A 25,158-nucleotide genomic window follows, 5' to 3' on the forward strand; every position below is an offset into this window, starting at 1 on the left:
CCCTCAAACAGTGCCATGTCTAATTTAAATATTTATGTTACCGACCCAGAAATGGCTCGTCAGTATGGCGATCGAATTTTAGTCGGAAATGCCTTCGCTTTCATTGATTCCAAACCATCCAAAAATCCTCAAAATTGTCAAATTGCACTCGAAAACTTCTACGGCCCACCGCAACGGCGCACTATTTCCTTAGTCCCAAACGGTCAGATTTTTCCAGGTTTTAAGATTAAGCCACAAATACAACAACATTTAAAAAAATCCCCTGTATTGCTACCCGATAAGGAAATTTATCAAGCAATTCATGACTCAGTGCGTTTACTCATCATAGCGCCCGACTGGTTAATCAAAAACAGTCAAAAAGCAACATCACAGCAAGTTGTGGAATTAGTCATCGAAAAAAATTGGAGTGTTTACCGCACTCAAAAAATCGAGTTAGCAGCAGAGGGACTAACCTTAGTAGAACTGACTCAGCTTCCTGTAGGCAATTATCGAGTTTACTTGGAAAACGAGGCAGACTGGGGAGGTCAAAAGAATAAATTTGAATGGCCTTTCAGTGTGGCTGAATACGTTCTCTCACCCTTGCAAGCTACCCTAATGAGTCATGAATTGCAGGAATCTAATTTAAATTGTCGCCTGCAAGTCGAGCGTTTTAATCAACCGTTTAATCAAGCCGTACAAGTTGAATTGTGGATTGGAGAACACAAACTCGGTCAACAGCAACTAGAACCCGTCACAGTTGGCATTTATGACGCTAATTTCAATTCCCCATTTTTAACTACTAAAAGATTAGAATTGCGGATCGGTTACCTCGATGGAGTGGCGACAGTTGTGATTCCAGGTTCCCAACAATTAGAGCAATCTGAAACTTTACTTTCAAATTTAGGGCGAGAAGTGCGAGTAAGCATGATGCCGCAACCGCAAACTAGGTTAGTGCGGGGACTGTACGTGAGTGAAAATAGCACCGTCAAAAATACCCCCGCCATGATTGTTTACCCCCCATTCGCTAACGGTCAAATGCAGTTGCGGTGGATGGTAGGAGCACAAGCAGCGCGGTTATTAATATTAGATTTGCACGGAAATGTTTGCTGTGAAAAAGACTTAGGCGATGTTTTTTGCGGACAGGAAATAGATATTGAAGTCCCCGCACCTGTTGGTTTGGTAGCTATTGCCGCTTGGATAGAAGATAAAGCTTGGGAAGGCTGGTCAACATTAATTTTTCCTTCAAAAGCACAGCTAGCTGTTACCGCGCCTGCAACTGCTAGTCCGGGCGAAATCGTGGAACTGAGTCTTACCGCCGACAAAGCCGCAGCCGTTTACCTGCGAGTGCGGGATAGCCGCTTAACTGGTGCGAGTCCTGAAGAACGTCTCGCCGCCTCACTCAAGGAAGAGTTACAAGAAGTAAGTAATTGGGCAACTTCAGGCTATATTACGCAAAAGCTAACACAACACCCTGAATGGCGTCGTTTCAGAGGCAGCAAAGTAGTCGGCATTGACTTGGGTGCAACTCACTCAAAGGTAGCTATTAAGCAGTACGGTCAAGTTACTGCGATCGCTAGCATTCCTTCTGTGGTTGCTTATACTAAAAATGGAAGTTGCCTTGTGGGTGAGGAAGCTAAACGTCAAGCTGCACTCAACCCGGGAAATACCTTTCATTCGCTCAAAAATTTCATCGGACGCAAATATGATGATGAAGTCGTCAGCGAAGCCAGTCGATTACCTTACCAAATGGCCAATTTCAACGGCGATATCAAGCTTAATTGTCCGAATTTAGGCAAACAATTGACACCGCAGGAAATAGTAGCGGAAATAATCCGAAAACTGATTGAAGATGCTAGCAAATACTTGGGAGAAAAAGTAACTCAAGCTGTAATTACAGTTCCCGCTTATTTCAATGATGCTCAACGTCAAGCTACTCAAGATGCTGGCAAACTTGCTGGAATTGAAGTATTGAGAATCATTAACGAACCTACAGCGGCCTCTTTAGCTTACGGGTTGGACAGAAAGTCTAACGAAACTATCTTGGTGTTTGACCTCGGCGGTAGCGGGTTGGATGTGTCGATTCTAGAAGTTGGCGATTGGGTGTTTGAAGTGTTAGCCACCGCCGAGGAGGCTGATGTAGGAGGCGATGAACTCGACAAGAAAATTGTCGATTTCATCGCAAACGAATTCCAAACAGCCGAAGGAATTGACCTCCGCAAAGACAAACAAGCACTGCAACGTCTGACAGAAGCAGCAGAAAAAGCCAAAATAGAACTGTCGAGCGTTACCCAAGCTGAAATCAACTTGGGGTGTATTACCGTGACTCCAGACGGCCCAAAACACTTGGACACGACTTTGACGCGGGCCAAGTTTGAAGAACTCTGCTCGGATTCGATCGATCGCTACCGCATCCTCGTAGAAAACGCCATCCGCGAGGCCAAACTCGACAAATCTGCAATTAATGAAGTTGTTTTAGTTGGCTGTTCTACCCAAATTCCGGCAGTTCAAGCGTTAGTCAGGCAAATGCTGAATAAAGAACCTCAGCAGAGCATCAACCCGAATGAAGCGGTGGCTTTCGGTGCTGCGATTCAGGCGAGTTTTCTTTCTGGAGAAGTGCGTGACCTATTATTGCTAGATTTGCCCGATCGCACTAATGGAAACTTATTGCCGCGCACTGACTTTGCTGATGTAGCTTACTGCGGTATTGTTCGCACCGATGAATTGGGTAAGGCTGAGGTTAGTTTCAAATTACCAGATGCTATTACTTCCTATAATATTGAGGCATTTGCTATGTCTCAGTCTGGTACAGAATGGTGCAGTGTCAAAAAGCGTTTGGAGGTTTCCCTACCTGTTTGGGCGGAATTTAAGCTACCTAAATTCATTTATCCGGGCGATAAAAGTCTAGCAACTTTATATGTAAAGTGTGCTAGCGGGAAATTCGGGTTGCGGTTATTTTGTAACGGTGTGCCGGTTGAATTCAGTTTATTTGATGCGGAACAAATCGCACCCAACATTTACCAAAGCAAGCAAGCTAAGGTAATTTTTGAAGCACAGCCTGGTGAGTGGCGGGCCGAAGTGCAGGATTTAGTTACTCAGGATTATGATGTTTGCGTGCGTACTGTTGGTGAACTCGGTAAGTTTGAAGAAGTAGCACAGCGCTTTCAATTATTGCGGGCTGGTGAAACTTTTGATTTGCGATCGCACCAAGTATGGGAATTGCGAGTTTTATCTTGTTTGGAAAAGCCTTTTAACTTGCTGTGCGATGCAACTACCAATTACGAACATCACTGCTGCGAACAAACGGCTGCTAAGCTTCTGGCTGCGGTTGCTTCCCTAACAGCAGGAGGCGATGCGGCGAAGCTACGCAATGTAATTATAGCTGGGGTGGCGCGAGAACAAAAGATGTATTTGCCGGGAAAAGGATTAGCTTTATACCCTCCGCAAGAATGGGAAGGGAGTAATGCTCAAGCAAATGATTATTGGGGTAGAATAGCTGCCCAACATCTATGCGATTTAGCTACGATCGGCGAGTCTTTATTTGGTTTAGCAGCGGTTAAGAGCGATCTGGAACTTGAGTCTGCGTTGCGAAGTGCGATCGCCATTGGTGAAGGTGCAGCCGCAGCCTATCATTTGCCAACGATCCCAACTCAAATTGCCAGCGGGCGCGATGCTTACCGCTCTTTCATGCGGCTTGCTTCTACCAGAAATGAAGCTTTGTTATATGCTCGCAGTTACCTAAAAACTCCAGAAACAACGCATCAGAATAATGTCATCAACCGCAGCGAACAAGCTTACTGTGCGACGGTTTTGTTAATGGCGGGGGAGAATTCCGATTTGCGATCGGCTTTAAATACTGTCAACCAACTTGCACGCTGTCTAAATGGCGATGGTCGTTTATATTCTACTGTGGATTCGGTAGGGATGATTGCTTTAATGACTGCTTTGCAAGCCGCGGGAATCAATTTGAATGGTACTGTCTATGCCCTGCAGGAAGGTGAAATGCGTGCCCTGGAATCAGAGCAGGTTTTCAGCACTGAAAAAATGGAGGAGATCGCTCTCAAAGAAGGTACAGCTTTAGTTGATATGAAGGGTATTGCGATCGAAGATTGGAGTACCTTTGCCGCAGATATACCAGTCAAAATTCAATTGAGCAAAACGAATAGTTTTCTACAACCAGGTGATACTGTTGAACTAATTGCCGAAGTGGAATCTTACCAACCGGGTTTGTTACTCCAAGTATGTTTGCCGCCTGTACTTTCTCGTTTGGAAGGAGGAGGCGAAGTCAAACGATTTTCAGTAGACTTTTGCGGTCAAAAAACTATCAAAATTCCGCTGCGAGTCACTGGTTACACTTCACCTGCTGGCGAACATTGGCGCGCGGTGGTAAGGAATATGTTTAATGATGAAGAAACTGGTAATTCTGGATTGTTGCGCGTTCAAGTTGGTGGTTGATAACCAATGACTATTGACAGTAAGGCTGCTGTTGCTAGCAGTAGCAGAATTCCGGCGGCACCGGCTAGGGGTTTTGCTGCTATTCCTGTAATCCATTCCGGTGCGCGGCCTGTGGGTTTAATTGCGCCTTCTGTATCTACGGTAGTTATACCCCAAATCCAAGCTGCGTGGATGCCGATCGCCAATCCTAAACTACCATTGTCGGCGATGCGGGCTAATGTTAAAACCATCCCCATCAGCCACAATCCGGGGAGTTGCGGTAGGGTTTCTTTGGCGGCCCAAATTAGGTGGGCGATCGCGAAAATGAAACTGGCGATCGCTGCTGCGATTAGCACTGAGTAATCTTGCTGGAGGATTGTTTGCAAGCAGCCGCGAAAGATTAACTCTTCTGTGGCGCTAATCCACAGTGCTAATAACAGAGTCAGCAGACTAGAAGGGCTAAGGATTAAGGCCCAAGGATTAATTTTTTTTTCGCCTGTTTCGGTGGAATTTTCGCTTTTTTGTAGCTCGATCCAGCCTGCGGCTAATTGCAGCCCGAATAAAATTACTAAGCTGACTATTCCTAATCCTAATCCCCGCAGTAAAGACATCAAAACTGCGGGTTGCCAATCCCAACCCCAGTTGGCAAAAGATGTGTTTTCGATCCAACTTGTCGCCCATACAATGAAGGGAACAATCAGGTAGAGGGAAGCGAGTAAAGGTAGTTTTTTGTTTCCCAGGGGTTGGGGTGGATGCCATTTGAGGGCGATCGCCAGTACAGTCGCTGCGGGAAGCCACAAAACAATCCAAGTTGAGAAAAATAAGATTATTTTGACAATTGCTGGTATTGACGGCGACATCAATCGCAGGTTGTTTAGGTGATTCCACATTTAAAAGGTTGCAACCATAACACTGTTGACTGTTGACTGTTGACTGTTGACTGTTGACTGTTGACTGATGACTGATGTCTAATAGACATAGAAGTGAAAAGCCAGTCTTGAACAGGCAGGATGCCTGTTCCACAAGAATTATTGGAGATGTCTAATGACTAAGGACTAATAACTAATAACTAATGACTAATGACTAATGACTAATGACTAATGACTAATGACTAATGACTAATGACTAATGACTAATGATTACCGATCGAGCTTGCGCTGAATTCGCCTCAAAGATTGGTACATTTCGGGCAAGCGGTTGTAGACGGCTGCGGCTTTGAGAAATAGTTTGTGGGGAATTGCTGGAACGCCCGTCACGATCGCACCTGCGGGCACGTCGCTGTGAATTCCGGCTTTAGCAGTGGCGATCGCCCCATCTCCGATTTTGGCTTGATTAGCAATTCCCACTTGACCTGCCAAAATTACATTGTTGCCAATTTTTACCCCGCCGGCCATGCCAACGTGAGCGGCAAACGCACAATTTTTTCCTACTTGACAGCCGTGACCTACGTGTACTAAATTGTCGATTTTTGTATTCTGGCCGATGCGGGTTTCTCCGACAGCGGGCCTGTCGATCGTGCTGTTGCAGCCAACCTCAACGCCCTCTTCTAATACAGTGCAGCCAGACTGCTCCATTTTCACCCATCCTGTGGCTGTCGGCACGAACCCAAAACCTTCGGAACCGATCGCCGCACCGCTGTGAATCACGCAATTTGCCCCGATGCGAGTACGTTCGTGAATGACGCAGTTAGCGTGTAAAACTGTGCCGGGGCCTATTTCCGCATCTGGGTAAATTACGACATTTGGGTGAATGCAAACGTTGCTGCCAATTTTGACTTTTGCTTGAATAACGGCGTGGGGGCCGATATAGACATTTTCACCAATTTCTGCTGAGGGGTGAACGACGGCTGAGGGATGAATTTCGGATGCTGGGCGAAACGGTTGATAGAAAATGGCGATCGTTTGAGCAAATAACAATCGCGGATCTGCTGCGGCAATCCAAGCGATGTTGCGATCGTCGCATTGAGCTTGGAGGCTTTCATCTAAGGGCAAAATTAACGCCGAAGCATTTGTCGAGGTGACATGAGATGCAAATTTAGCTCCTTCTATGTAACTTATTTTGCCCGATTCGGCTTCATCGACTGGGGCGGGGCCTGTAATTTCTCGATCGGTAGCAACCGACGCTGTGAGGGTGCGACTGGTGGCTAAGTTAAGTTTTTCTACTATTTCGCTAAACTTCATCTATAAAAATTTGTTGTTAACACAGATTGACCATAGTTAAAATTACCAGCTTTGGAGCACGATCTGAGCAGTTGCCATTTAAAAAACAAAAACCCCGATTTCTTGAAGAAGTCGGGGTTGTAGCGCTCGATTATTTTTGGCAATTATTGTACAGAAACTGCATCTACGTCAACTGTGCTGCCTTTGGCTTCAGAAGGGCTGCCGGTGGCTTCGGATGCTGAAGCTGTCTCTGTTTGGCGGGATTTAAAATAGTCGATCGCCATTTGCGAAACTTCGGAAATCAGTAGCACAGCAATTGCCACATCGTCAATTTGTCCGACGACGGGGAGAAAGTCTGGGGCAATGTCGATCGGGCTTACCAGATATGCCAGCGTTCCCAGAATAATCCACCAGCGGTATTTGGGGTTGCGGAGGGTGTCGCGGTACCAGTTGTAAACAGATTGTATAGAAAAGTTCATGGGGTTGTCCTCTACTTATATTTTTAATCTTGACAAATTCTCGCTCGAAACGCTTGTGGAGATATCCCCCCTAGGGTTGGGAAGAGAATTCTACCTGGGAGTATTGGGAATTGGGGAGGGAGAAGTTGTCAAGCTGTGTCGGAAGGGCGGGGAGTCTTGACAACGCCCCTACAGAAACCTGACAGATGAAAGCCGATGGAATTTATCTGCGTTTATCTGCGTTTATCTGGGTTTATCTGCGGTTTAAAAAAACATTCATATTGTTGACGGTAGATTCGGAATCTATTACTTGTATATCGTGATTAAAGCAAGTTACTTAGATTGGGATTTTTCAACCGCAGATGTCAGCAGATAAACACCGATGAACGCCGATGGGACTTATCTGTGTTTATCTGCTGTTTAAAAAAATCTTCATATCTCTCACTCACGAATTTTGAAAGATCCATTTTTGGTCGCCGATCGCAATTTCGCAGCCATTTGGCAGCCAAAAAGGCTCGTTAGCAGCCAGCCTCTGCCCCCCCACAAAAGTGCCGTTGGAACTGCCGCTATCGACAAGCTGATATCGCTGTTTGCCAATTTCGTCAGTGGCCCGGCGGATTTGAGCGTGGTAGCGCGAACTTTGCGGATCTTGTAATACTAAAGTGTTGGTTGGTTCGCGTCCAATTGTAAAAGGATTGGCCGTTAAAGCGATCGCCTCTCCAGAAAGTTTGTAGATTAAATATGCGGTTGTTTGGCGATCGCTGCTTGCGAGTACGGTTGGTGCAAGTTGGGGAGGATTTCTCCCAGCAGGAAGGCTGTTTTGAGCAAGTTGTTGTGTTAGTTGTTGTAAATCTCGATCGAACCCCGCTGCTGTGTCAGAAGCTGGAAGACTCGCAGGAGAATTACCTGAAATTAAGTTTAACTGCTGTACGGGAGATTGAGGAACAATCGGACGGCCTGCTTCGGCAATTCTCATTTGCAGGGCGGCGGCATTTTCTGCTTCCTGTCGGGCACTCATTCCCTCAACTTGGCGAATAACTCCATTGGTTTCGGGAAAGCTGACATCGCCAATTCGCACGTCTTCTAAGTTAAAACCTAGGGTATAAAAATCTTGGACGCGATCGAGCAAATTTTGCCGCAGCAACAGCCGTCCTTGACTGATAAGCTGTTGTAGGGGTATTTGCCCGATCGCTAATCCCATACAATCCTTAACTGCACTTGCTAAAACAGCTATAGGATCGGACAGTTCCAAAGCTACCCGTTTCGGATCTATAACTTGATAAATAACAGTCAGAGTGGCATCAATTAAAAATCGATCCTTAGACAAAAAATCTCCGTGCGACTGTACATCCAAATTGCGGAGTTTGGTGTCTACGACGACAATTTGACACTGTTCCAGCAGGGGAAGGGCAAAGCTGAAATGCCGCCCGGATTTCAGGGTACGCACGGCGCGGCCGTTTTTGACCAACAAACCCGTGTAACCCGCCCCTATAAAGTCCATACTAAACCCGGCCCAGCGTTCTGGAGTTATCGTTTGAATCAGGGGAGAAGCGTTGTTCATGGGAGGGAGTTGAAGGAGGGGAGATTCTATTTTTAGGGTAACAAATTGCTGGGGGCGAGCGATCGGGCGGTGTGCCGGTTCCGCAACCTCTATTCTATACTTCTGGACTCCCCCCGATTCAGGCCGGACTGGATCTAGCTTGCATCTAGTTGATGGTGGGGGCGATCGAAATACTGTCCGTAGGGTGCGTCTGATCCTTCAAACCTGTTGAAATCGAAAGAATTAATGTCTGACGTACCCTACAATTTCCTGTAACTGTGACTATTTGTGCTAATATTAAAGAGCTTAAAAATTACCAATTAATAGCCTTTAACTATAATGTCTAAGGAATCCGTCATCACAGAACATATTGAAATCACGCCTGGGGTGCTTGGCGGTAAGCCGTGCATTGCCGGTCATCGAATTGCTGTAGCACACATCGCCGAAATGTATCTCAAAATGGGGATTTCTATAGAAGAAATTGCCGGCAAGTATGACTTACCACTTGCCTCTGTTCATGCTGCAATGACCTATTATTACGATCGTCGAGAAGAAATCGATCGTCACACTGCTGAAAGTCGAGCTATTGTGGAAGAATTAAAGCGTAATAGTCCACCATCTCCGTTACAAGAAAAATTGAGGGCAATTAGAGGTGAGTGAGCAAATTCGTTTTCATTTAGACGAACATATTGACTCTAATATTGCGCGCGGTTTACGTCGTTACGGGATAGATGTGACGACAACAGTTGATGCAGGGTTGCGTACTAAAAGCGATGAGTCACACCTAGCGTTTATTCGCGAAGAGCAGCGCGTGATATTAACTCACGATGATGATTTTCTAATTATGGCAAGTGATACCAGCGATTATCCGGGAATTGTCTATTGTCCTCCTAATTCTCGTTCTATTGGCGAGATTATCCGTAGTTTGATTTTAATTTATGAAGTCTATACACCTGAAGAAATGATCGGGAGGATTGAATATATTTGACATTATTGTAACGCGATCGCAATGCACGGAAAATAAGGGCGATCGTACTTTAAGATTGAGGAGGGGAGAGGGGCGATCGCATCTCGATTTGCTCACTGCTTGTTAACCCCAGCCTAGCTCGTACTTCTACTGCTGAAAAGGTTTTTGTTTGTTGTCCGCGCTCGTTGAGAAATGCCATCAACTCTTAATTCTAGCGAGTTAGTTCAATTTATTCATCAAAGTTATTAACTTCAGTGCGCTTCGCTTTAGTTTTCATTAACTTCTCGGCCTTCCAAATTTTCAACTATTTTAGCAATCAGTGGACGATAAATGGTGTTATCTAAGTGTCCCTTGTACCACTCCTTATAATCTCCACTATTATATAAATGTTCTTCAATCAGTCGAGCCTCTTCCAGTAGTATCCACAAGTTATGAGTAGCTCGATTACAAAAACCTTCCATACCATTTATTTTAAGTCCATCTAATTTATACTGACGACAAGCTGGACAGAGACATTCCTCTAGTTTTTTTTCTTCTTCTTGACTGACTTGACGACCCCTCCAGTTACCTAAAGGAGCCACTATTCGCTCTCCGGTTCCAGGCAATTGTATCATCCCCCGCGCCGCCCGACTGCGCCAACCGCTTGAGTCTACTGAGTTAATCCTCAATAAAGCGGCTAAATGTATAGTTGCTGTGCCACCAATGCCAAAAACATGAAGTTTTGTATTCTTAAATTCTTCGCGTATATGTTGAATGCTAGATAGAATTTTCTGATAAGGTAGTGCTTTAGGAGCGCGTAGTAAATTTGGTACAATCCCACCCAAAGCAATATATGGTTTTGCTAAGAATTCCTTATGTGCCTTGATTTCATTTACATACTCTTCAAGCAATTCGCTAATGTGAATAACAGGAATGTATGATGGATAGTCTTTATAAGCTAGATTCATTTCCATTGTGCGCTTGAAACATTGTTTCTGCTCCTTAAATGTCATTTTGGGAGTAGGAATAAAGTCTTGAGGAATTGGATACCAGTCTGGTTTAGCTTTTTCTACAAACTCTTCATACTCTTTTCTTGGCGTTTCACCATCACGTTTTATAAAGTAAAAAGCACCGTTATCAAGATAAATTTTAACCTGAGTAGGAATACCCAGAGATTCGTGCAGTCCCTTTTCCATTGCCTCACGCCTGCGTTTAGGCATTTTGTGAAAATCGGCGTAGGAAATCATTACCGCGTGTAGTTGGGGAAGGTAATATTCTGAGGTTCTATCCCATACACGCGGTTTTATTCCCTTTAAACTGATACCAGCAACGATTTCCAAATAGTTTATCCCTTTGTCTGTTTGGAATATTTTGCTTTATGAGAGTTTTCCGAGTTGGCTTCCTCCAAAGCATCGAAAGCATCTTTTTCTTCTCGTTCGCCTTTGGAAGCAGGTTCTTTTATTTTTACCAGGACAGGAAAGCTCGTAAGTTGTCCAGATAGAATTGCTTCACCATTTTCTAAATCTGGAAGCATCTTTACTTCTTCCTCACCTAAACTTTCGATCACCTTACGAACAAAGCTTTGGTCAGCAGGGTTAACCATACGCATGATGATGTATGAGTTACACATGGCGAGAGTGGTTTCATCCAGTCGGGAAGGGCGCTGACTAATTAAAATCAAACCAACGCCAAATTTACGGCCTTCTTGAGCGATTTGCTTAGTAACATTGATTGAATGTTGTTCAGCGATGCTGTTCGCACGGGATGGAACAAAGTTATGTGCTTCTTCAAGAAGTAACAAAACTGGCATTTTTAATTTTTCTTGAACACGAGCCTCAAAGATACTATTAGCAACTAGGCTATATATTGTGGCTTGGAAATCGCCACTATATCCAGCCAATGCAATAATACTAACTTCTCCATACCGAACAAGTTCAGTCCGGTCAGATGGAAGAGGTTCAGTAGTCTTTGCAACTTTCTTACTGATGTCTTCCATACCCTTGAGTTTTTTGGCAGATACTCGTAGGTTATTAGGTAAATTCTCTAACCAACCAGCTACTTGTTTTGTAACTTTTAATTGTTCTCGATCACTCCATTCTATAATTTGGTCAACTGCCTCACTGTCTTGGGTCTTGTTAGCTTTGACAACAGCTTGTACAAAATCAGCTAAGAAAAATAGATTGGATTTCAGTCCATACGTTGATATATTTTGGTTTCCTAAGTAATCGCTGAGCCATTTGCTGCGTTTTTTCAATCCTTCTGAGTCTGTCGAAATAAAAGTTTTCGCTCCCTTGAAAAGATCGTCAAACATCATACGATGTGTATTGGCTAGAGGCCATCCCAAGGCTTCTACAACAGTTATGACTGTTTCCGTATCTTGCTCAAAGACGGGAAATTGAGCGTAGTAACGATGTACCCTTTCTTTCAAAGCTGGAACATCTGCTAAACCTGTATAATCTCCATGAGGGTCAAATATAACTATGGGATAATTTTTGGCTGCCAACTGCTCAATAACTCGCCGCGCTGTCCAACTTTTGCCAGCACCAGTCATGGCTAAAATTGCTAGGTGACGGGTGACAATGGCATGACCATCTACTGTGACATTTACTTCAGAACGGTTGGAAAGAGTAGCAATGTCTAATGCACGATTTTTCTTGTCTTGTAATTCCCCAAGAACCACGCGAGCAATGTCTGGTGATTCAGGGCGGTAAGCAGTTGAAGCCGGTTTAGGAGGATAACGAAGTTTGTTTAGCTTACCACCTCCCCTACCATTTAAAGGTTCAGCGCCTAATACTTGACAAACTGCCGTCACCATTTCTTGGCTTAATGAAAGCACTGTATCAAATGGATTTGTCCGGGTAGCAGCTAACTCATGTCCTGCTTCACTTGGGAAAAAAGGATTTATTCGTTCAATCGTTTGAACCTTAGCCCAAATACGAATTTGTTCTACATTTAAATTATTTTCTGATTGACGCAATTGTGCATCTACAGCGATGATATCTTGTTCGCGGACAGCTTCAGGCGCTACAGCTAGTCGAAACTGGCGGCTTGTACTTTCGCCTACCAACGTGCCGACATAACGAGTAGGTAAAACAGAATTAGGATCTGGATTGTTTGATGGCGATGTGTTTTTTGCAGATGTTGCCATAAATTTTGTTCTCTTCTAAACGTTAGGACGGAATAACCAATCCCGCTTGGTCATGTAAATTGACTGAACTATGATGCGTCGCATTTGAGCGTCAGTAATCTGTCCATTTTGCAAGCTAACACTCAAATGATACTTTATTAGCTTACTATAAGACTCAGTTAGCCAGTTGGGAATTTTAGCGTATTTGTCAGCAATGTCTAATCCTACTGGAAAAGCATATCCAGGCAGCACACGAGCATACAAATAAGCGCGTCGAGCAGCTTCTATAATCTGGTCTTTACCTAAATCCGCAAAAACTTCTACTCTAAATGGTTCAGTAGTTTCGGAAACTTTTACATAGCACCCTTGAACTTTAGGAAATCCAATTTTATTATTAGATGATTTCAGGCAACTCCAATCTGCATCTGTTGTATAAGACTCATCAGGCAAGGAAATTTTACCTTTAGTTAGTCCGGCATATTTATTTTTGATTTCCCAAGGTTCTGAAAACTGACCAGGTTCCAGCAACATCGATAGTAGGAGAGCATCTGTATAGCCTAGTCTGTCTAATAAGACTTTCGGTGATTTGAGATCTTTACGTCCATATAACTCATTAAAGTAGTTTGTGTTTTTGTTCTTTCTTAAACCTTGAAATATCCTGTCTAGGAGGATAGTCTCACTAAACTCCCGCAATTCACCTCGCTCAACGACACCAGTAATGATAGTTTTTGGCTGGCGTTTTTTAGCTTCTTTTATCAATTGACGATATAAAAAAGCTATCCACGAAAGGGGTTCAAAAAGCCTTTTTTCTATCCACTCATCACAACGATCTGGAGCAAGTTTAGGATATATTTCTAGTTCTGCTTCATTGAGAAATTCTTCTTTGATCTGTTGAATTCCTTCAGGTTCTTGTGCGTACTGACTCAAAAAAAGGTCAATATCTTTTTCCGTAAAAGGAGTATGTCCAGCATAGGCACTCATCATGTAAACTAGAGGACCATGAAACATTAAGAGTCGTAAATCAGGTGTCCGTTTTAAAGCTGATAGACCACCTAAAAGTTCGGCAGTAATTCGTACAATATCAGGGAAATCTTTGCGTTCTTTACTACCCCCTTCTAAATCGCCAAGAATAACGGGATAATAACCAAACTGTTCGCGTTCAGCAAGATTACGTTCACCAGTTCGTACACGATAAGAACCTACTCGTAGCAGAATAGGAACTGGACTTGACATTTGAACTTGACCAAGACCCCCATCAATAAAGGTGACAACCTCACCCTGAACCTTCTCCCAATCTAGATCGTTGATGGCTTTAGCATTAAGGATTTGTTCTCTTTTTCCCAAATCGGCTTCGCGCATTGCGCGTCGCAGGATTGTAACAAATTTGGCCGTATTTGCGAAATAGTTATCTCGCAGACTCTCCGCAACAAGAAGCGCATTTTCCTGCAGCTTAATCATCAAGTGAGGCTGATTTTGTAAATCCGTTATCACTCCTTGCTCTGTTAAACTGTCATCCTGACTGTCTTGGTGATTCATTCACTCCTCACTTCAATACCTAACTGGATTAGCATTCGCCTAGCCGCACTTGAATGAAAATCACTGACAGGCAATCCTGTCAAGAGACTCACCACCCACTTCGGCGATACTCGTCGATCGCCAACTAACACATACCAAGCCTGGTAACAACCAGGCTTGCCCTTGCCTTCCACCAACGCCTGACGTGCTACATCAAGCACTTGTGCTGGTGTCAACACAACCTCAATCCCTTTAAGACTGGCTTTCCCTGCCGGAGCAGCAGCCTGCCAACTGGGAGAGAGTTCCGGGGGCTTCCCGTATAACCAATCATGTAAACTTGACAGCTTTTTGCCTAATGAGCCTGTGGCAACTCGCACAATTAATCCTGATTTAATTAGCATATCGTATTTATCCAGTGCAAGGAAATAATCTCGACCCAGACAAATGCAAAGTTGTTGATATGGCTTGGCGTTGAGGATATGTTTGAGTTTAGCAATCACCTCTGGTTGCAGTTGGCGCGATCGCATTTTTGTCATTCGTTGGTCATAATTTGGAATCAGATAGTCACTCGGTATCAAGCCAAACTTAGCTGACAAAATATATATCTCTAACGGTGCTGATGGTTGTTTCCGCAGAAAACGACGCAGCAAACGGAATGTTGGGCCATCATAGCGCTCAATAGCAGGCAGCGAATCAGCATCCGAACGTTTACGCTGCGAGCAAGCCAAAATTAGCAGATGTCGCAAATTCAGAACTCACTATATATTATTCATGTTATTTACCACATTATTCTATTTCTTGCTTTACAACTAGCCTGATGAAGTAGAGGTAGCAGATGCGATCGCCCTTTCATTCCCTAAAAGTGATCGCCCTTGTGACAAGACATTATAAGTGCGATCGCCACAGCTAAGCAACACCATAGCTCGTAAACGGCCTTGCATAGGGAGGCTGAAGCCCCAAAACAATATCCTCCCGCGCCACACCCATCAGCACTAACTCCTCAGCAATTAGTTCATCGGTTTGATTGCGTTGAATCCAGACTTTCCCATCTCTGATGTCTAAGTGGATCGGGCAACTATAAATCCGATTGTGACCGTCCCAACCTAAATCTACTATCTGATAATGGTCATGTTCTGTGTCTAATAATACCTGGATTTCTATGTCGTCATTGATAGGTTTAGTCTTGCTATATTCCATCAAAAAAGTGCGAACAATCTGCCGATATTTAGCTAATCTCTCCATTCTACAATCACCTCATTAGTAGGGTCGTATACTAACAACTTTAAATCGTACTCAGCTATCGCCGCTTGGGGCAAAGCACGAGAGAAAAATGAATTATAAGCAGCGATGGGAACTGCCAAATAGAGCGATCGATCTGGCTCCAAATTTCTGAGTGCTAGTCGATAATTCAAAAATTGACCGAGGGCTAGGTGGAAATCAAACATAGCTGATTCACTCAGAAAGCTTTTAACCTCCACCGCAATCTTCTGCACACCTCGCTCTGCGGCTAAAAGCTGTTCCGCCCCAAGTCAATCCTGAGCCGATCGTCTTCGCTAAACTTTAGCTTCAGCGGATCGTGGGTAATCACCCAATTATCTTTCAGGAGAGCGGATTTCACAGACTCATGGAAAACATCCCTAGCCGACATAGACTTTACTCAAAGACCTGCTTTCTATTCTATCCAAACCCACGCACTTAGGAACTTAGCACTAATAGTATTATAGCACTCAACCAAAATGCCAAGAATCAAATAAGCGCGATCGCCCTTTCATTCCCAACAAGCGATCGCCCCTTCCTTCACCTGACCAAAAAAGCCACACACTCAACATGAGAAGTCTGAGGAAAGAAATCCGCCGGCTGCACTCGCGCTAACTTATAATCCCCATTTTCGCACAAAATCTTCAGGTCGCGAGCCAAAGTAGCAGGCTTGCAGCTAACATAAACAATGCGATTTGGTTTGATTTCCTTGATAGCTTCCAAAACCGCGCGATCGCACCCTTTCCTCGGCGGATCTAGCAGCACAATATCCGGTGTCAATCCCAAGGAAGGCAGCAAACTCTCTACAGTTCCCACCTGAAACTCGACATTTCTCACGTCATTTAACTCACCATTTAATGTGGCTTGTTCGATCGCCGCCGATTGCACTTCTAAACCTATGGCTATTTTTACTTGTTTTGCCAGGGGTAAAGTAAAAGTACCAATGCCGCAGTAAGCGTCAACCAAAACCTCGTTTCCCTGTAAATTCAATTCCCCTACCATCACCTCTAACAACGCTTCAGCCGCCTCTGTATTTACCTGGAAAAAAGTATCTGCTCTTAGCTGAAAATTCATCCCAGCAAATCTTTCTCGCAGATAAGAACGACCCGCAATGCAGCGAGTTTCGGCACCAAAAATCACATTAGTTTGAGCGGGGTTTATATTCAAACAAACACCTACCAGTTGAGGATATTGTTTCAGCCACTCTGATGCTTGCTCTTCGAGTCCCGGCAACTCTCCAGTGCGAACTATTAAAGTTAGCAGCATCTCGCCGGTGCGCCGTCCGATCCGCAAGGATAAGTGACGCAATTCTCCTGTATGTTTCTTTTCGTCGTAGACTTGCCAATCCCGCCAGTGGATGTCTTCTTTGACTTCTTTTAACAAAGGATTGAGGCGCGGGTCTTGCACCGGACACTGATTGAGATTGACTAATTTGTGGGTGCTTTTTTGATAGTAACCTGCTTGGACTTGACCTGTTGCAGATATTGCCACGGGATAAGTCGCTTTGTTGCGGTATCCCAAAAATTGGGGAAATCCCTCGATTTTCCCTGTTAAAATTTCATCGACTTGCGGATTGCTAAATCCGCCAATCCGTTCTAAGGCTTGAGTGATTTGATTTTGTTTGGCTGCAAGCTGATATTGATAATCTACGTGCTGCCACTGACAGCCGCCGCACTTGTCGGCGACAATGCAGTTAGCTCGGATGCGGTGTTCGGATGCTTCGAGAAGTGTGTCCAGCTTGCCTGTAGCATAGGTGGATTTGACTTGCACGAGGCGGACAAGGACTCGATCGCCCGTCACGGTATCGGGCACAAACACCACTAACTCACCAAAACGACCAACTCCGTCGCCGGTGTCTGTCAAGTCGGTAATCTCTATCTCAATCAGTTGACCTTGCTGGCAAGGGTTTGCCAATTTCGTCGAGTTTGGGGTCGGGAATTTAGATTTGGTCACAAGTAGTCGTGGTAGGATTTAATATGGTAATGCAATATCGCTCTCTCTTTCCTGAGATAAGTCGTAGCGAAGCGGGGCGTAAGCCATCGCACTCAAACTCAATTGCAGGCTGTCTTCCTGCTGCTGAACGTCTTGCTGCTAAAGCCAAGCTTCAACCGGGGAGTCGAGCTTGTCGCGAGTTGCCTCGATATCGTCGGTGCGATCGGCTGTTGGGGCGATGTAGCAAAAACTCGTTAAACAGTCAAAGTGTCTGCCGACATCAAAACTCTCACTCGCAATTTTTGAGTTTTTCCCCCAGTACCCTGGAACACAAGGAAACTGGCTTGAACATCAAGCATAACGCTTGGGGAGATTTACCCTCTACTTCTAGGATTGATAAATGTTAGGAGCAAGGCAAGTCTGCGAACCAAGAATCCCGTCGCCAACAGATGGGAATGTTTATTAATGTTATCCTCAAATTTGAATAACAATGAGCGTAGTTAGCCAATTTATTCTCCAAGCCGACGACGAACTTCGTTATCCCAGTACCGGCGAACTCCAAAGTATCAATGATTTCTTTAAAACCGGAGAACAGCGGGTGCGTATTGCTACTGCGCTGTCTGACAGTGAGAAGAAAATTGTTGAAGAAGCTAGTAAAAAACTCTGGAAAAAACGACCTGATTTTATCTCTCCTGGGGGCAATGCTTACGGCCAGCGCGAACGGGCTTTGTGTCTGCGCGACTACGGCTGGTACTTGCGCCTGATTACCTACGGTATCTTGGCGGGTGACAAGGAGCCGATCGAAAGCATCGGTTTGATTGGCGTTCGGGAAATGTATAATTCTCTCGGCGTTCCTGTTCCTGGCATGGTCGAAGCTATCCGCTGTTTGAAGGAAGCTTCTTTGGCTTTGCTCAATCAGGATGATGCTAAGGAAGCAGCTCCTTATTTTGATTATATCGCTCAGGCAATGTCTTAATTGCTTTGGTGATTGCTTTCATGAATGTGGCGGAGCATTCGCGGGTGATTTTTGGGGTGATTTGATCTCGCAATTGCTCGCAAATGTTTCGCTTCTGTTTTTTGGAAAGGAAATCTGCCTCATTTCTGCTAGGAAGCAATGCTGTTTAAGCTTTCCCAGATGTTGAGTTCGTCTTGTCTTTCAACGCACATTTGATTTAAAAAGTCAAGGGTTTTTGGGAGAGATTGTTTTTTGAATTTCCGGCTGTCGTACTGAATCGATGTTTTGAGCTGCGAGAGTTCTCCAAGGGTGGGGCAGGTTTGGATCTGATGGGCGATCGCATTTTGCCATTCTTCCAGCCTGCGGTAGCTGACGAACAGGCCGCCTCTATCCCGATGGTGGACGAAAACCACGAAAGCCCAGGATTCAACTCGCTTAATCAGGTTTTGGCTGATTTTGAGCAGTTGGGCGATCGACCTGACGGTGATGCGGAGCTTTTTCGAGGGTTGGATGCGGCGAAACAGTGCTGTCATAGCTGTATACTCAGGGCTTGAGAGGCAAGTTTGGTTTAGAGTCAATTACATATTACTATATCAGACTCTTATTGCACAAGTGCAATGAAATAAATTTAAACTTCTTCAGCTCAGATGTTGCTCGTGCAACCCTCAATCATTGATGCTGTGCTAGTTTGAGAGTTAACGTAGGTGGGAAAAATGTCAGGACTCTCTAACAAAGCTGTGGTAGACAAAGAGCAGGAATTGCGTCCCGTTCGCTTCACTGAAACGGGGCGGATGCGTTTGGGGAAGATTTTAAAAGCAGCAAGACAGACAACAGGCTGGTCTGTCAGCGAAACAGAGTTCAAAACAAAGGGATATGAAGAGGCGCTGTTCACTGCTACAAATCAACCCGTACCCAAAGATGTGGGTATCAGTGCCGCAACAGTCAACCGTTACGAACGCGGGAAGCTGGATAATTTGGATTGGCGATCGCTCTCTCTGTTATGCTTTGTCCTCAAGCCGATCGATCCAGTGACAGGGGAAGCCCTGGAACCGACAAATGCGCTTTATATCGCTTGCGAACATCCCCCATACAACGATGCGAAGCTTTACGAGTAGTTGATTGCTGACATCTGAACTGATGCAACCAAATTCTTGAGATGGGGAGTTTTGAACCGCAGATATTAGCGGGTGAACGCTGATGAACGCTGATGTCATTTTATCTGTGTTTATCTGCGGTGATTGATTACCGATCGCCCTTTTGTTTAGCAATTAAACCTTTAGCTTGCTGCCACAGAGATTCTAACTCTTCTGCGGGATAATCTGACAAAGGTCGATCGCACGCAGCCTCCACCATAGCAAACCGCTGCACAAAGCGATCGTTTGTTCCTTGCAAAGCAGCCGACGGATCTAAATCGTACCAGCGAGCTAATTGAATTAACACAAACATAATATCTCCCAATTCTGACTGCTGCGCTGCCTTATCCTCGTGTTTGAGAGCGTGTTCAAATTCTGCCATTTCTTCGTGAAATTTATCCCAAACGCCCTCTACATTGTCCCAATCAAAACTCACTTCCGCAGCTTTTTCAGAGATTTTCATCCCGGCGGCGATCGGCGGCAAAGTGCTGGCATAACGGCTCATTTTCGAGGCTAAACTTGGGGGCTTTTCCGAAGTTTTTCCTTTTTCGGCTGCTTTGATTTTTTCCCAGTTTTCGTTGACTTCATCGACGCTGTTGAGTTCGACATCGCCGAAGACGTGGGGATGTCGCCGAATGAGTTTTTCGGTAATGCCCGCTGCGATTTCGGCGAAGGTAAACTGATTGGATTCGCTGGCAATTTGAGCTTGCAGAATTACCTGTAACAATAAGTCGCCCAATTCTTCCACGATCGCATCTTTATCTCCTTTGCGAATCGCATCGGCGGTTTCATAAGCTTCTTCTATGATGTGAGGAACTAGAGTTTGGGGAGTTTGGGCTAAATCCCAAGGACATCCGCCGTCTGGCGATCGCAATTTAGCCACAACTTCTATAAGTTCTTTGAGTGCTGTGAGCGATCGACTTTCAGAATTAGACATAATAATTTACCTTTTATATCAACCGCCAAGACGGTTATAACGTTGTTAATGGCTCCAACCATTGATTTTATTACATCTTCTTCCTTCTTTCTTCTGCTGATTTTATTACTTCTTCCTTCTTCCTTCTTCCTTCTTCCTTCTGCTGATTTTATTACTTCTTCCTTCTTCCTTCTTCCTTCTTCCTTCTTCCTTCTGCTATAGATTTGCTGGAAGTGCGACGGGTTGGTTGGCGTTTGCGCCTCTTAATTGTGCCAGGAGGGCGCAATCCGCTCAATCCTTTCTTTTTGAATCTTTTGTAAGCAGATCCGCCCCAATCGCTCAGATAGTGGCTCATAGCGCCCAATTCTAGACCGATGTAAACGGCTAAAATTTCGATGTGGTGTTCCCAGATCGATCGCCCATAACTCAAAACCACATCCTGCCAATTCCAGCCTAAGTTTCCGACTTTTTCGGCAATTGCCAATCCCAACATTCCGAGAACCGCGATCCAGATAGCGAGGTACAAGATTCGCAAAGCAGTGCCGATCAGAGGGCCGTGGGACAAAAAAGAGCGGTGGCGCAGGCTTTTTTGGTACGGGAGCCAAATCGGTTTGAACCATCCCCAGCGCTGATACTGGCAGGAGTAGATATCCAAGTCGGGGCCAAACATCAGCCCGCCGAATAAGAAACTGCCGGAAACGAGCAAAGTCAGGTTGCTGCTGCTCGTCTGGCCAAAGGTGAGGGCTGCCACCAAGGGCAAACTCCACAGGGTTATTTGATCGTGGGTGCGGCCAGAGGGCATTTAAAGTTTAGGATTTTTTTTACTTGATCTTTCTGAGTTACTGTGATATGATAAATCCCGGTGAGTGCAATTGGGTGATTAGCTCAGTGGTAGAGCGCCTGCTTTACACGCAGGATGCCGTAGGTTCAAATCCTACATTACCCATCCGATAACTCAATATCAACAGTTTCAGCCGTTTTTAGCCGTCAAGCCGAGAACGGCTGTTGCTGTTGAGAGTTGACTGTTAAATTGGGTAACGACTAAATTTAACATTCTGTGGCGGATGTCTCAAAAGTTGGCACCCAATGCTAGAAAATTAATTTATTGATTTTCTTTTTTAGAACCGTGTATATGAAGCCTAAAATAACTAGCCCGATCGCTTGGCAGCAAGCTGAACTGCTCATGCAGCCAGCGATGATCCGAGTGCTCGACAACATCCGCAAACAATTAGAGGAGTCTGTCTGGACGGGTACTTATCAAGAAGTCCAGATCCCCATTCCTGGCTATCAACTACTTTTAGAGCTTCAAGGCGAGCAAAGATGTATCGATATTTGGGAACTTTGCTATCGAGTCTGCTTTGTCAACTACCAGCCCGCCCACACTCAACTGCAAAGCCAAGAAGTTGTAATTGATACTAGCTTGATTGAGGAGGACACGGGCGATGTAGATTGGACTCGTCTTGATGCCAAAGCCAGTCAATTAATACAAGAAATATTCGCCAATTTGGGCCAATAGTCAGTTGACAGTTGTCAGTTATCTGTTGTCAGTGATGAGCTTTCCAGCCAACAGCGAACAGTCATCAGTCAACAGTCAACAGTTAACAGCGAACAGTCATCAGTCAACAGCCAACAGTTAACAGTAAACAAAATCTTATGATTCAAGAATTGCACGACATTCAAGCAGCGGCCGGTGCTACTTTTGCCGAGTTAACAACCAAAGAAATTGTGCCAGTCAGTTTTGGTAACGACGCAGAAGCGATCGCAGCAACGAAACAAGGTGTGGCTTTGTACGATCGCACTCACTGGGGACGCATTCAAATCTCAGATAGCGATCGACTGCGGTTCTTGCACAATCAAAGTACCAATAACTTTAATATACTCAAACCCGGTCAAGGTTGCGACACCGTTTTCGTGACTTCCACCGCCCGGACGATCGACCTCGCCACTGCTTACGCGACAGAAGATGCCGTACTGCTGCTAGTCTCAGCCAACCGCCGCCGCCAACTCCTGGAATTGCTCGATCGCTATATTTTCCCAATGGATCGCGTCGAGTTAACAGATTTAACCGATACAACTGTTGCTTTCAGTTTCCTCGGCCCAGAAAGCACTCAACTATTAGAAAAAATCGGAGTTACCGAACTAGAAAATCAACCTTACGCTACTCACAAATTGATAAAACCCCCCCCTCTTTCCCCCCCTTACCAAGGGGGGGTTCGAGTTGCGGTTGGTAGCGGTTTAGCAACTCCCGGATACACGTTAATTGCACAAGCTTGCGATGCAGCCAAGTTGTGGAATGAATTAGTCAAAGCTGGGGCCGTACCAATGGGCGATCAAGTTTGGGAACAACTGCGAATCGAACAAGGACGCCCCGCACCCGATTTTGAACTCACAGACGATTACAACCCCTTAGAAGCCCGTCTTTTACACACGATTACCTATGACAAAGGCTGCTACATCGGTCAAGAAACAATTGCCCGGTTGAACACCTACAAAGGAGTCAAACAGCAACTTTGGGGCGTACAGTTGAGCGGTGCGGTTGAACCCGGAACAACAGTCACAATCGGAGAGGAAAAAGTCGGCAAACTCACCAGTTTTACGGAAACTGAATCCGGCTTTTTTGGTCTTGCTTACATCCGCACAAAAGTGGGCGGCGAAGGACTGAAAGTGCAAGTCGGATCGGTGTCAGGGGAAGTAGTAAATGTACCTTTCTTGAGTTCGTAGTTGCGATCGGTCGCCTGGTGACGCCGCAGCGCCCAAAACTTTTTTCTTGAGGTTGATTTGGGAAGGATGCTAACACCATAAATTGGCCACAAGTCCTATCTTTAGATAGATTTGCAAACCAACAACCGAAATTATTCTGTATTACAGTCGTCACAAAAAAAACAGAGTTTTTCAATGAAAAAGTTTACATCGCGCTTAGTTACAACTTGCCTGCGAGTTGGAATAATCTTGGCTGTAGGAATAGCGCTGATTTTTAGCTCCGAATTGGAATTTTCGGGCAATAAAATGCAAGCGAACGCTACACATTTAACCCCAGAAGCTACGTCTTACGAAGTTGCCCGTCCCGATCGCCAGCCCACAAGTGATATCGAGAAGGGCGGGAATGATGCCGTTGACAATATCCGAGAAAAGCTGAATCTTGACCAACCGATCGCCCCCAGTACCAAAAGATTTATAGAATCGGTAAAAAATAACGTGGGCGAAGCAGTTACGCCGGCACGGGAAGCAGTAGAAAAAGCTACAGAGGGAGGTAGCAGCGATCGAGCCAACTAATTCAATCGCATCCTGTTTTCAAATATCAAATTCTTAGTCCCTCTCTGCTGGGACGAAAGTTTGTGTAGTAGCGATTTCAAGCCGAATCATGGAAGGGATAACGAACCCCGATTTGATTGTTCATATTGGCACTTCAGGTTGGAGTTACGACCATTGGGAAGGTGTGCTTTATCCCCACCAGCTACCGCCTCGCTCTAGGCTCGATCGCTACATCCAGCACTATCAAACCGTCGAAGTTAATAGCACCTACTACCGCTGGCCACCAAACACTACCTTTGCTAACTGGCGAGAGCGCCTCCCCCAAGGATTTCTCATGACCGTAAAAGCGCCCCGTGGTCTAACGCACTCCAAGCGCCTTGATTCGCCAGAAAAGTGGTTGGAACGCATGAGTGAGGGACTTCAATGCCTAGGCGATCAACTCGGTATTCTGCTCGTCCAGCTTCCTCCCCAGTTCGGCTGCGATTTGGCCCGCCTAGCCTACTTTCTAGAACAGGTGCCCTCCTGGATCAAACTAGCTGTGGAATTCCGACACCCAAGCTGGCACACAGAAGAGGTATTTTCGCTTCTGGAACGCGAAGGAGCGGCTTACTGCGTGATGAGCGGCGCCCACCTTCCATGTATCCTGCGTGTAACGGGTTCATTCGTCTATGTGCGCCTCCACGGCCCCGACCCCAACAATCTCTACGGCGGCTCCTACTCCGATGACGATTTGCATTGGTGGGCCGATCGCATCCGCGAGTGGGAAAGCCAGGGGCGACCTGTGTTCGTCTACTTCAACAATGACGGAGAGGGAAATGCAGTGAGGAACGCTTCAAAGCTGAAAACTTTTGTGGAGAATGGTACTTCCTGACAGACTCTAATTGAGACCGTTCCCATTCTTTTGGGCGCATTCATCAATGCTCCGCAGTTCCCTGAAGTTGAATTATAAATCGGAGGTGGCGATCGGTCTAGTACAGCTCGGCGTAAGTATACAGACTATATTTGTGGTAGAATAACATATAGCGTTTCGAGCGAAAGATGAGGTAAGCCGAGGTATGCTGCAAAGGTGGCAGGAGCGAGATTTTTAGGTAAAGATTAGTCCGCAAACCAAGCGTGACCAAGGCTAGAGTTAGTTGAGACCTGTTTCGGTCGGCGATGGAGGAGTAATATATGGCCTTATTAATGCCTAAAATATTAAATTTAAGCGATGGCGAGCGTCATGAACTTCAGAAGTTGATCGACAAACACAAAACACCGCAACAAATCGTGCTACGAGCCAAAATCATGATCATGGCATCTGATGGTCAAAAATCGTGAAATAGCCCGAAGCCTAGAGATTAACCTGCAGATGGCTCGTGAAGGGGCGAAACCGATGGTTGGAGAACGAGGGAAAAGACTTATCGATTTTGCAAAGATTACAAGATCGAGAGCGTGTTGGCGCACCGGCAAAATTTAGCATGGAACAAGTAACAGAGTTATTGGCAATGGCCTGTTGCTCACCGTCAGATTATGGACGACCAATAAGTCACTCTCTCTGCCAGAGAACTGGCGGCCCAAA

At 45.3% G+C, this 25,158-nt stretch carries 23 protein-coding genes, 1 tRNA gene and 2 pseudogenes; 12 read left to right on the forward strand and 14 right to left on the reverse strand.

The annotated features are described in order from the left end of the window. Positions 1–1,425: 1,425 nt before the first annotated feature. Positions 1,426–2,619, forward strand: a pseudogene (locus tag QUB44_RS18425) (Hsp70 family protein); the annotation flags it as partial. After that, on the forward strand, positions 2,593–4,431 hold the full coding sequence (locus tag QUB44_RS18430) for an alpha-2-macroglobulin family protein (protein WP_333369775.1): 1,839 nt from the start codon (positions 2,593–2,595) through the stop codon (positions 4,429–4,431). The pseudogene QUB44_RS18425 and the gene QUB44_RS18430, both read left to right, overlap by 27 nt. Here the strand turns inward: QUB44_RS18430 and QUB44_RS18435 are convergent. From QUB44_RS18435 to QUB44_RS18450, 4 genes are all read right to left on the reverse strand, one after another. Next, entirely contained in the window at positions 4,416–5,300 is an 885-nt protein-coding gene (locus tag QUB44_RS18435) for a CPBP family glutamic-type intramembrane protease (RefSeq protein WP_333369754.1), read from the reverse strand. The genes QUB44_RS18430 and QUB44_RS18435 overlap by 16 nt on opposite strands. Before the next feature lie 249 nt (positions 5,301–5,549). Further along, positions 5,550–6,590, reverse strand: a complete 1,041-nt coding sequence (lpxD, locus tag QUB44_RS18440; RefSeq protein WP_333369755.1) for a UDP-3-O-(3-hydroxymyristoyl)glucosamine N-acyltransferase — start codon at positions 6,588–6,590, stop codon at positions 5,550–5,552. A gap of 143 nt (positions 6,591–6,733) precedes the next feature. Beyond that, the gene (locus QUB44_RS18445; protein ID WP_333369756.1) at positions 6,734–7,048 is read right to left on the reverse strand and encodes a YkvA family protein; all 315 of its coding nucleotides are present in this window, start codon (positions 7,046–7,048) and stop codon (positions 6,734–6,736) included. A gap of 424 nt (positions 7,049–7,472) precedes the next feature. Further along, positions 7,473–8,588, reverse strand: a complete 1,116-nt coding sequence (locus tag QUB44_RS18450) for an SPFH domain-containing protein (RefSeq protein WP_333369757.1) — start codon at positions 8,586–8,588, stop codon at positions 7,473–7,475. A 318-nt stretch (positions 8,589–8,906) separates the two neighbouring features. Between QUB44_RS18450 and QUB44_RS18455 the strand changes: the two genes are divergently transcribed. Together QUB44_RS18455 and QUB44_RS18460 are read left to right on the forward strand one after the other, a co-directional pair. Next, positions 8,907–9,227, forward strand: a complete 321-nt coding sequence (locus tag QUB44_RS18455; protein WP_190655942.1) for a DUF433 domain-containing protein — start codon at positions 8,907–8,909, stop codon at positions 9,225–9,227. Further along, complete coding sequence (locus QUB44_RS18460; RefSeq protein ID WP_333369758.1) at positions 9,220–9,555, forward strand: DUF5615 family PIN-like protein; 336 nt, start codon at positions 9,220–9,222, stop codon at positions 9,553–9,555. The genes QUB44_RS18455 and QUB44_RS18460 overlap by 8 nt, the downstream gene beginning before the upstream one ends. Positions 9,556–9,800: 245 nt before the next feature. Here the strand turns inward: QUB44_RS18460 and QUB44_RS18465 are convergent, their stop codons facing one another. The 7 genes and pseudogenes from QUB44_RS18465 to rlmD form a co-directional block, all read right to left on the reverse strand. Next, on the reverse strand, positions 9,801–10,853 hold the full coding sequence (locus QUB44_RS18465; RefSeq protein ID WP_333369759.1) for a hypothetical protein: 1,053 nt from the start codon (positions 10,851–10,853) through the stop codon (positions 9,801–9,803). Positions 10,854–10,858: 5 nt separating this feature from the next. Beyond that, complete coding sequence (locus QUB44_RS18470; RefSeq protein WP_333369760.1) at positions 10,859–12,661, reverse strand: ATP-binding protein; 1,803 nt, start codon at positions 12,659–12,661, stop codon at positions 10,859–10,861. Positions 12,662–12,676: 15 nt separating this feature from the next. Then, the gene (locus QUB44_RS18475; protein ID WP_333369761.1) at positions 12,677–14,176 is read right to left on the reverse strand and encodes a DNA double-strand break repair nuclease NurA; all 1,500 of its coding nucleotides are present in this window, start codon (positions 14,174–14,176) and stop codon (positions 12,677–12,679) included. After that, positions 14,173–14,901 (reverse strand): DUF6884 domain-containing protein, encoded by a 729-nt coding sequence (locus QUB44_RS18480; RefSeq protein WP_333369762.1) that lies wholly within the window; start codon positions 14,899–14,901, stop codon positions 14,173–14,175. Before QUB44_RS18480 ends, QUB44_RS18475 begins: the two co-directional genes overlap by 4 nt. A gap of 160 nt (positions 14,902–15,061) precedes the next feature. Further along, on the reverse strand, positions 15,062–15,397 hold the full coding sequence (locus tag QUB44_RS18485; RefSeq protein WP_333369763.1) for a XisI protein: 336 nt from the start codon (positions 15,395–15,397) through the stop codon (positions 15,062–15,064). Beyond that, positions 15,385–15,803: pseudogene (locus QUB44_RS18490) on the reverse strand (XisH family protein). Before QUB44_RS18490 ends, QUB44_RS18485 begins: the two are co-directional and overlap by 13 nt. 149 nt (positions 15,804–15,952) lie before the next feature. Further along, complete coding sequence (gene rlmD / locus QUB44_RS18495; protein WP_333369764.1) at positions 15,953–17,365, reverse strand: 23S rRNA (uracil(1939)-C(5))-methyltransferase RlmD; 1,413 nt, start codon at positions 17,363–17,365, stop codon at positions 15,953–15,955. A gap of 102 nt (positions 17,366–17,467) precedes the next feature. On the opposite strand from rlmD, the gene QUB44_RS18500 reads away from it, so the two are divergent. Continuing rightward, a complete protein-coding gene (locus QUB44_RS18500; protein WP_333369765.1) occupies positions 17,468–17,602 on the forward strand; it encodes a hypothetical protein in 135 nt (44 codons plus the stop codon). Positions 17,603–17,834: 232 nt separating this feature from the next. After that, the gene (locus QUB44_RS18505; RefSeq protein ID WP_293336342.1) at positions 17,835–18,320 is read left to right on the forward strand and encodes an allophycocyanin subunit alpha-B; all 486 of its coding nucleotides are present in this window, start codon (positions 17,835–17,837) and stop codon (positions 18,318–18,320) included. Between the two features lie 128 nt (positions 18,321–18,448). Here the strand turns inward: QUB44_RS18505 and QUB44_RS18510 are convergent, their stop codons facing one another. Further along, entirely contained in the window at positions 18,449–18,832 is a 384-nt protein-coding gene (locus QUB44_RS18510; RefSeq protein ID WP_333369766.1) for a hypothetical protein, read from the reverse strand. 180 nt (positions 18,833–19,012) lie between these two features. Between QUB44_RS18510 and QUB44_RS18515 the strand changes: the two genes are divergently transcribed. Beyond that, positions 19,013–19,414 carry a helix-turn-helix domain-containing protein gene (locus tag QUB44_RS18515; RefSeq protein WP_172192721.1) on the forward strand — a complete coding sequence of 134 codons (402 nt, stop codon included), beginning with the start codon at positions 19,013–19,015 and terminating at the stop codon, positions 19,412–19,414. A gap of 127 nt (positions 19,415–19,541) precedes the next feature. Here the strand turns inward: QUB44_RS18515 and mazG are convergent, their stop codons facing one another. Then, positions 19,542–20,369 (reverse strand): nucleoside triphosphate pyrophosphohydrolase, encoded by an 828-nt coding sequence (gene mazG, locus QUB44_RS18520; RefSeq protein WP_333369767.1) that lies wholly within the window; start codon positions 20,367–20,369, stop codon positions 19,542–19,544. Between the two features lie 151 nt (positions 20,370–20,520). Beyond that, positions 20,521–21,150: a metal-binding protein gene (locus tag QUB44_RS18525; protein ID WP_333369768.1), complete on the reverse strand. Its 630-nt coding sequence runs from the start codon at positions 21,148–21,150 to the stop codon at positions 20,521–20,523. Positions 21,151–21,222: 72 nt separating this feature from the next. Between QUB44_RS18525 and QUB44_RS18530 the strand changes: the two genes are divergently transcribed. The 5 genes from QUB44_RS18530 to QUB44_RS18550 all read left to right on the forward strand — a co-directional run bounded on the left by QUB44_RS18530 (position 21,223) and on the right by QUB44_RS18550 (position 24,471). Further along, positions 21,223–21,294: transfer RNA gene (locus QUB44_RS18530), tRNA-Val, on the forward strand. Positions 21,295–21,480: 186 nt separating this feature from the next. Further along, complete coding sequence (locus QUB44_RS18535) at positions 21,481–21,864, forward strand: hypothetical protein (protein ID WP_333369769.1); 384 nt, start codon at positions 21,481–21,483, stop codon at positions 21,862–21,864. Between the two features lie 137 nt (positions 21,865–22,001). Further along, positions 22,002–23,069 carry a CAF17-like 4Fe-4S cluster assembly/insertion protein YgfZ gene (ygfZ, locus tag QUB44_RS18540; protein WP_333369770.1) on the forward strand — a complete coding sequence of 356 codons (1,068 nt, stop codon included), beginning with the start codon at positions 22,002–22,004 and terminating at the stop codon, positions 23,067–23,069. Between the two features lie 174 nt (positions 23,070–23,243). After that, the gene (locus tag QUB44_RS18545) at positions 23,244–23,621 is read left to right on the forward strand and encodes a hypothetical protein (RefSeq protein WP_333369771.1); all 378 of its coding nucleotides are present in this window, start codon (positions 23,244–23,246) and stop codon (positions 23,619–23,621) included. An 88-nt stretch (positions 23,622–23,709) separates the two neighbouring features. Further along, positions 23,710–24,471 (forward strand): DUF72 domain-containing protein, encoded by a 762-nt coding sequence (locus QUB44_RS18550; RefSeq protein WP_333369772.1) that lies wholly within the window; start codon positions 23,710–23,712, stop codon positions 24,469–24,471. The last annotated feature ends 687 nt before the right edge of the window (positions 24,472–25,158 follow it).

Origin of the sequence: Microcoleus sp. AT3-D2 (genome assembly GCF_036705715.1) — a bacterium.
Classification (GTDB): domain Bacteria; phylum Cyanobacteriota; class Cyanobacteriia; order Cyanobacteriales; family Microcoleaceae; genus Microcoleus.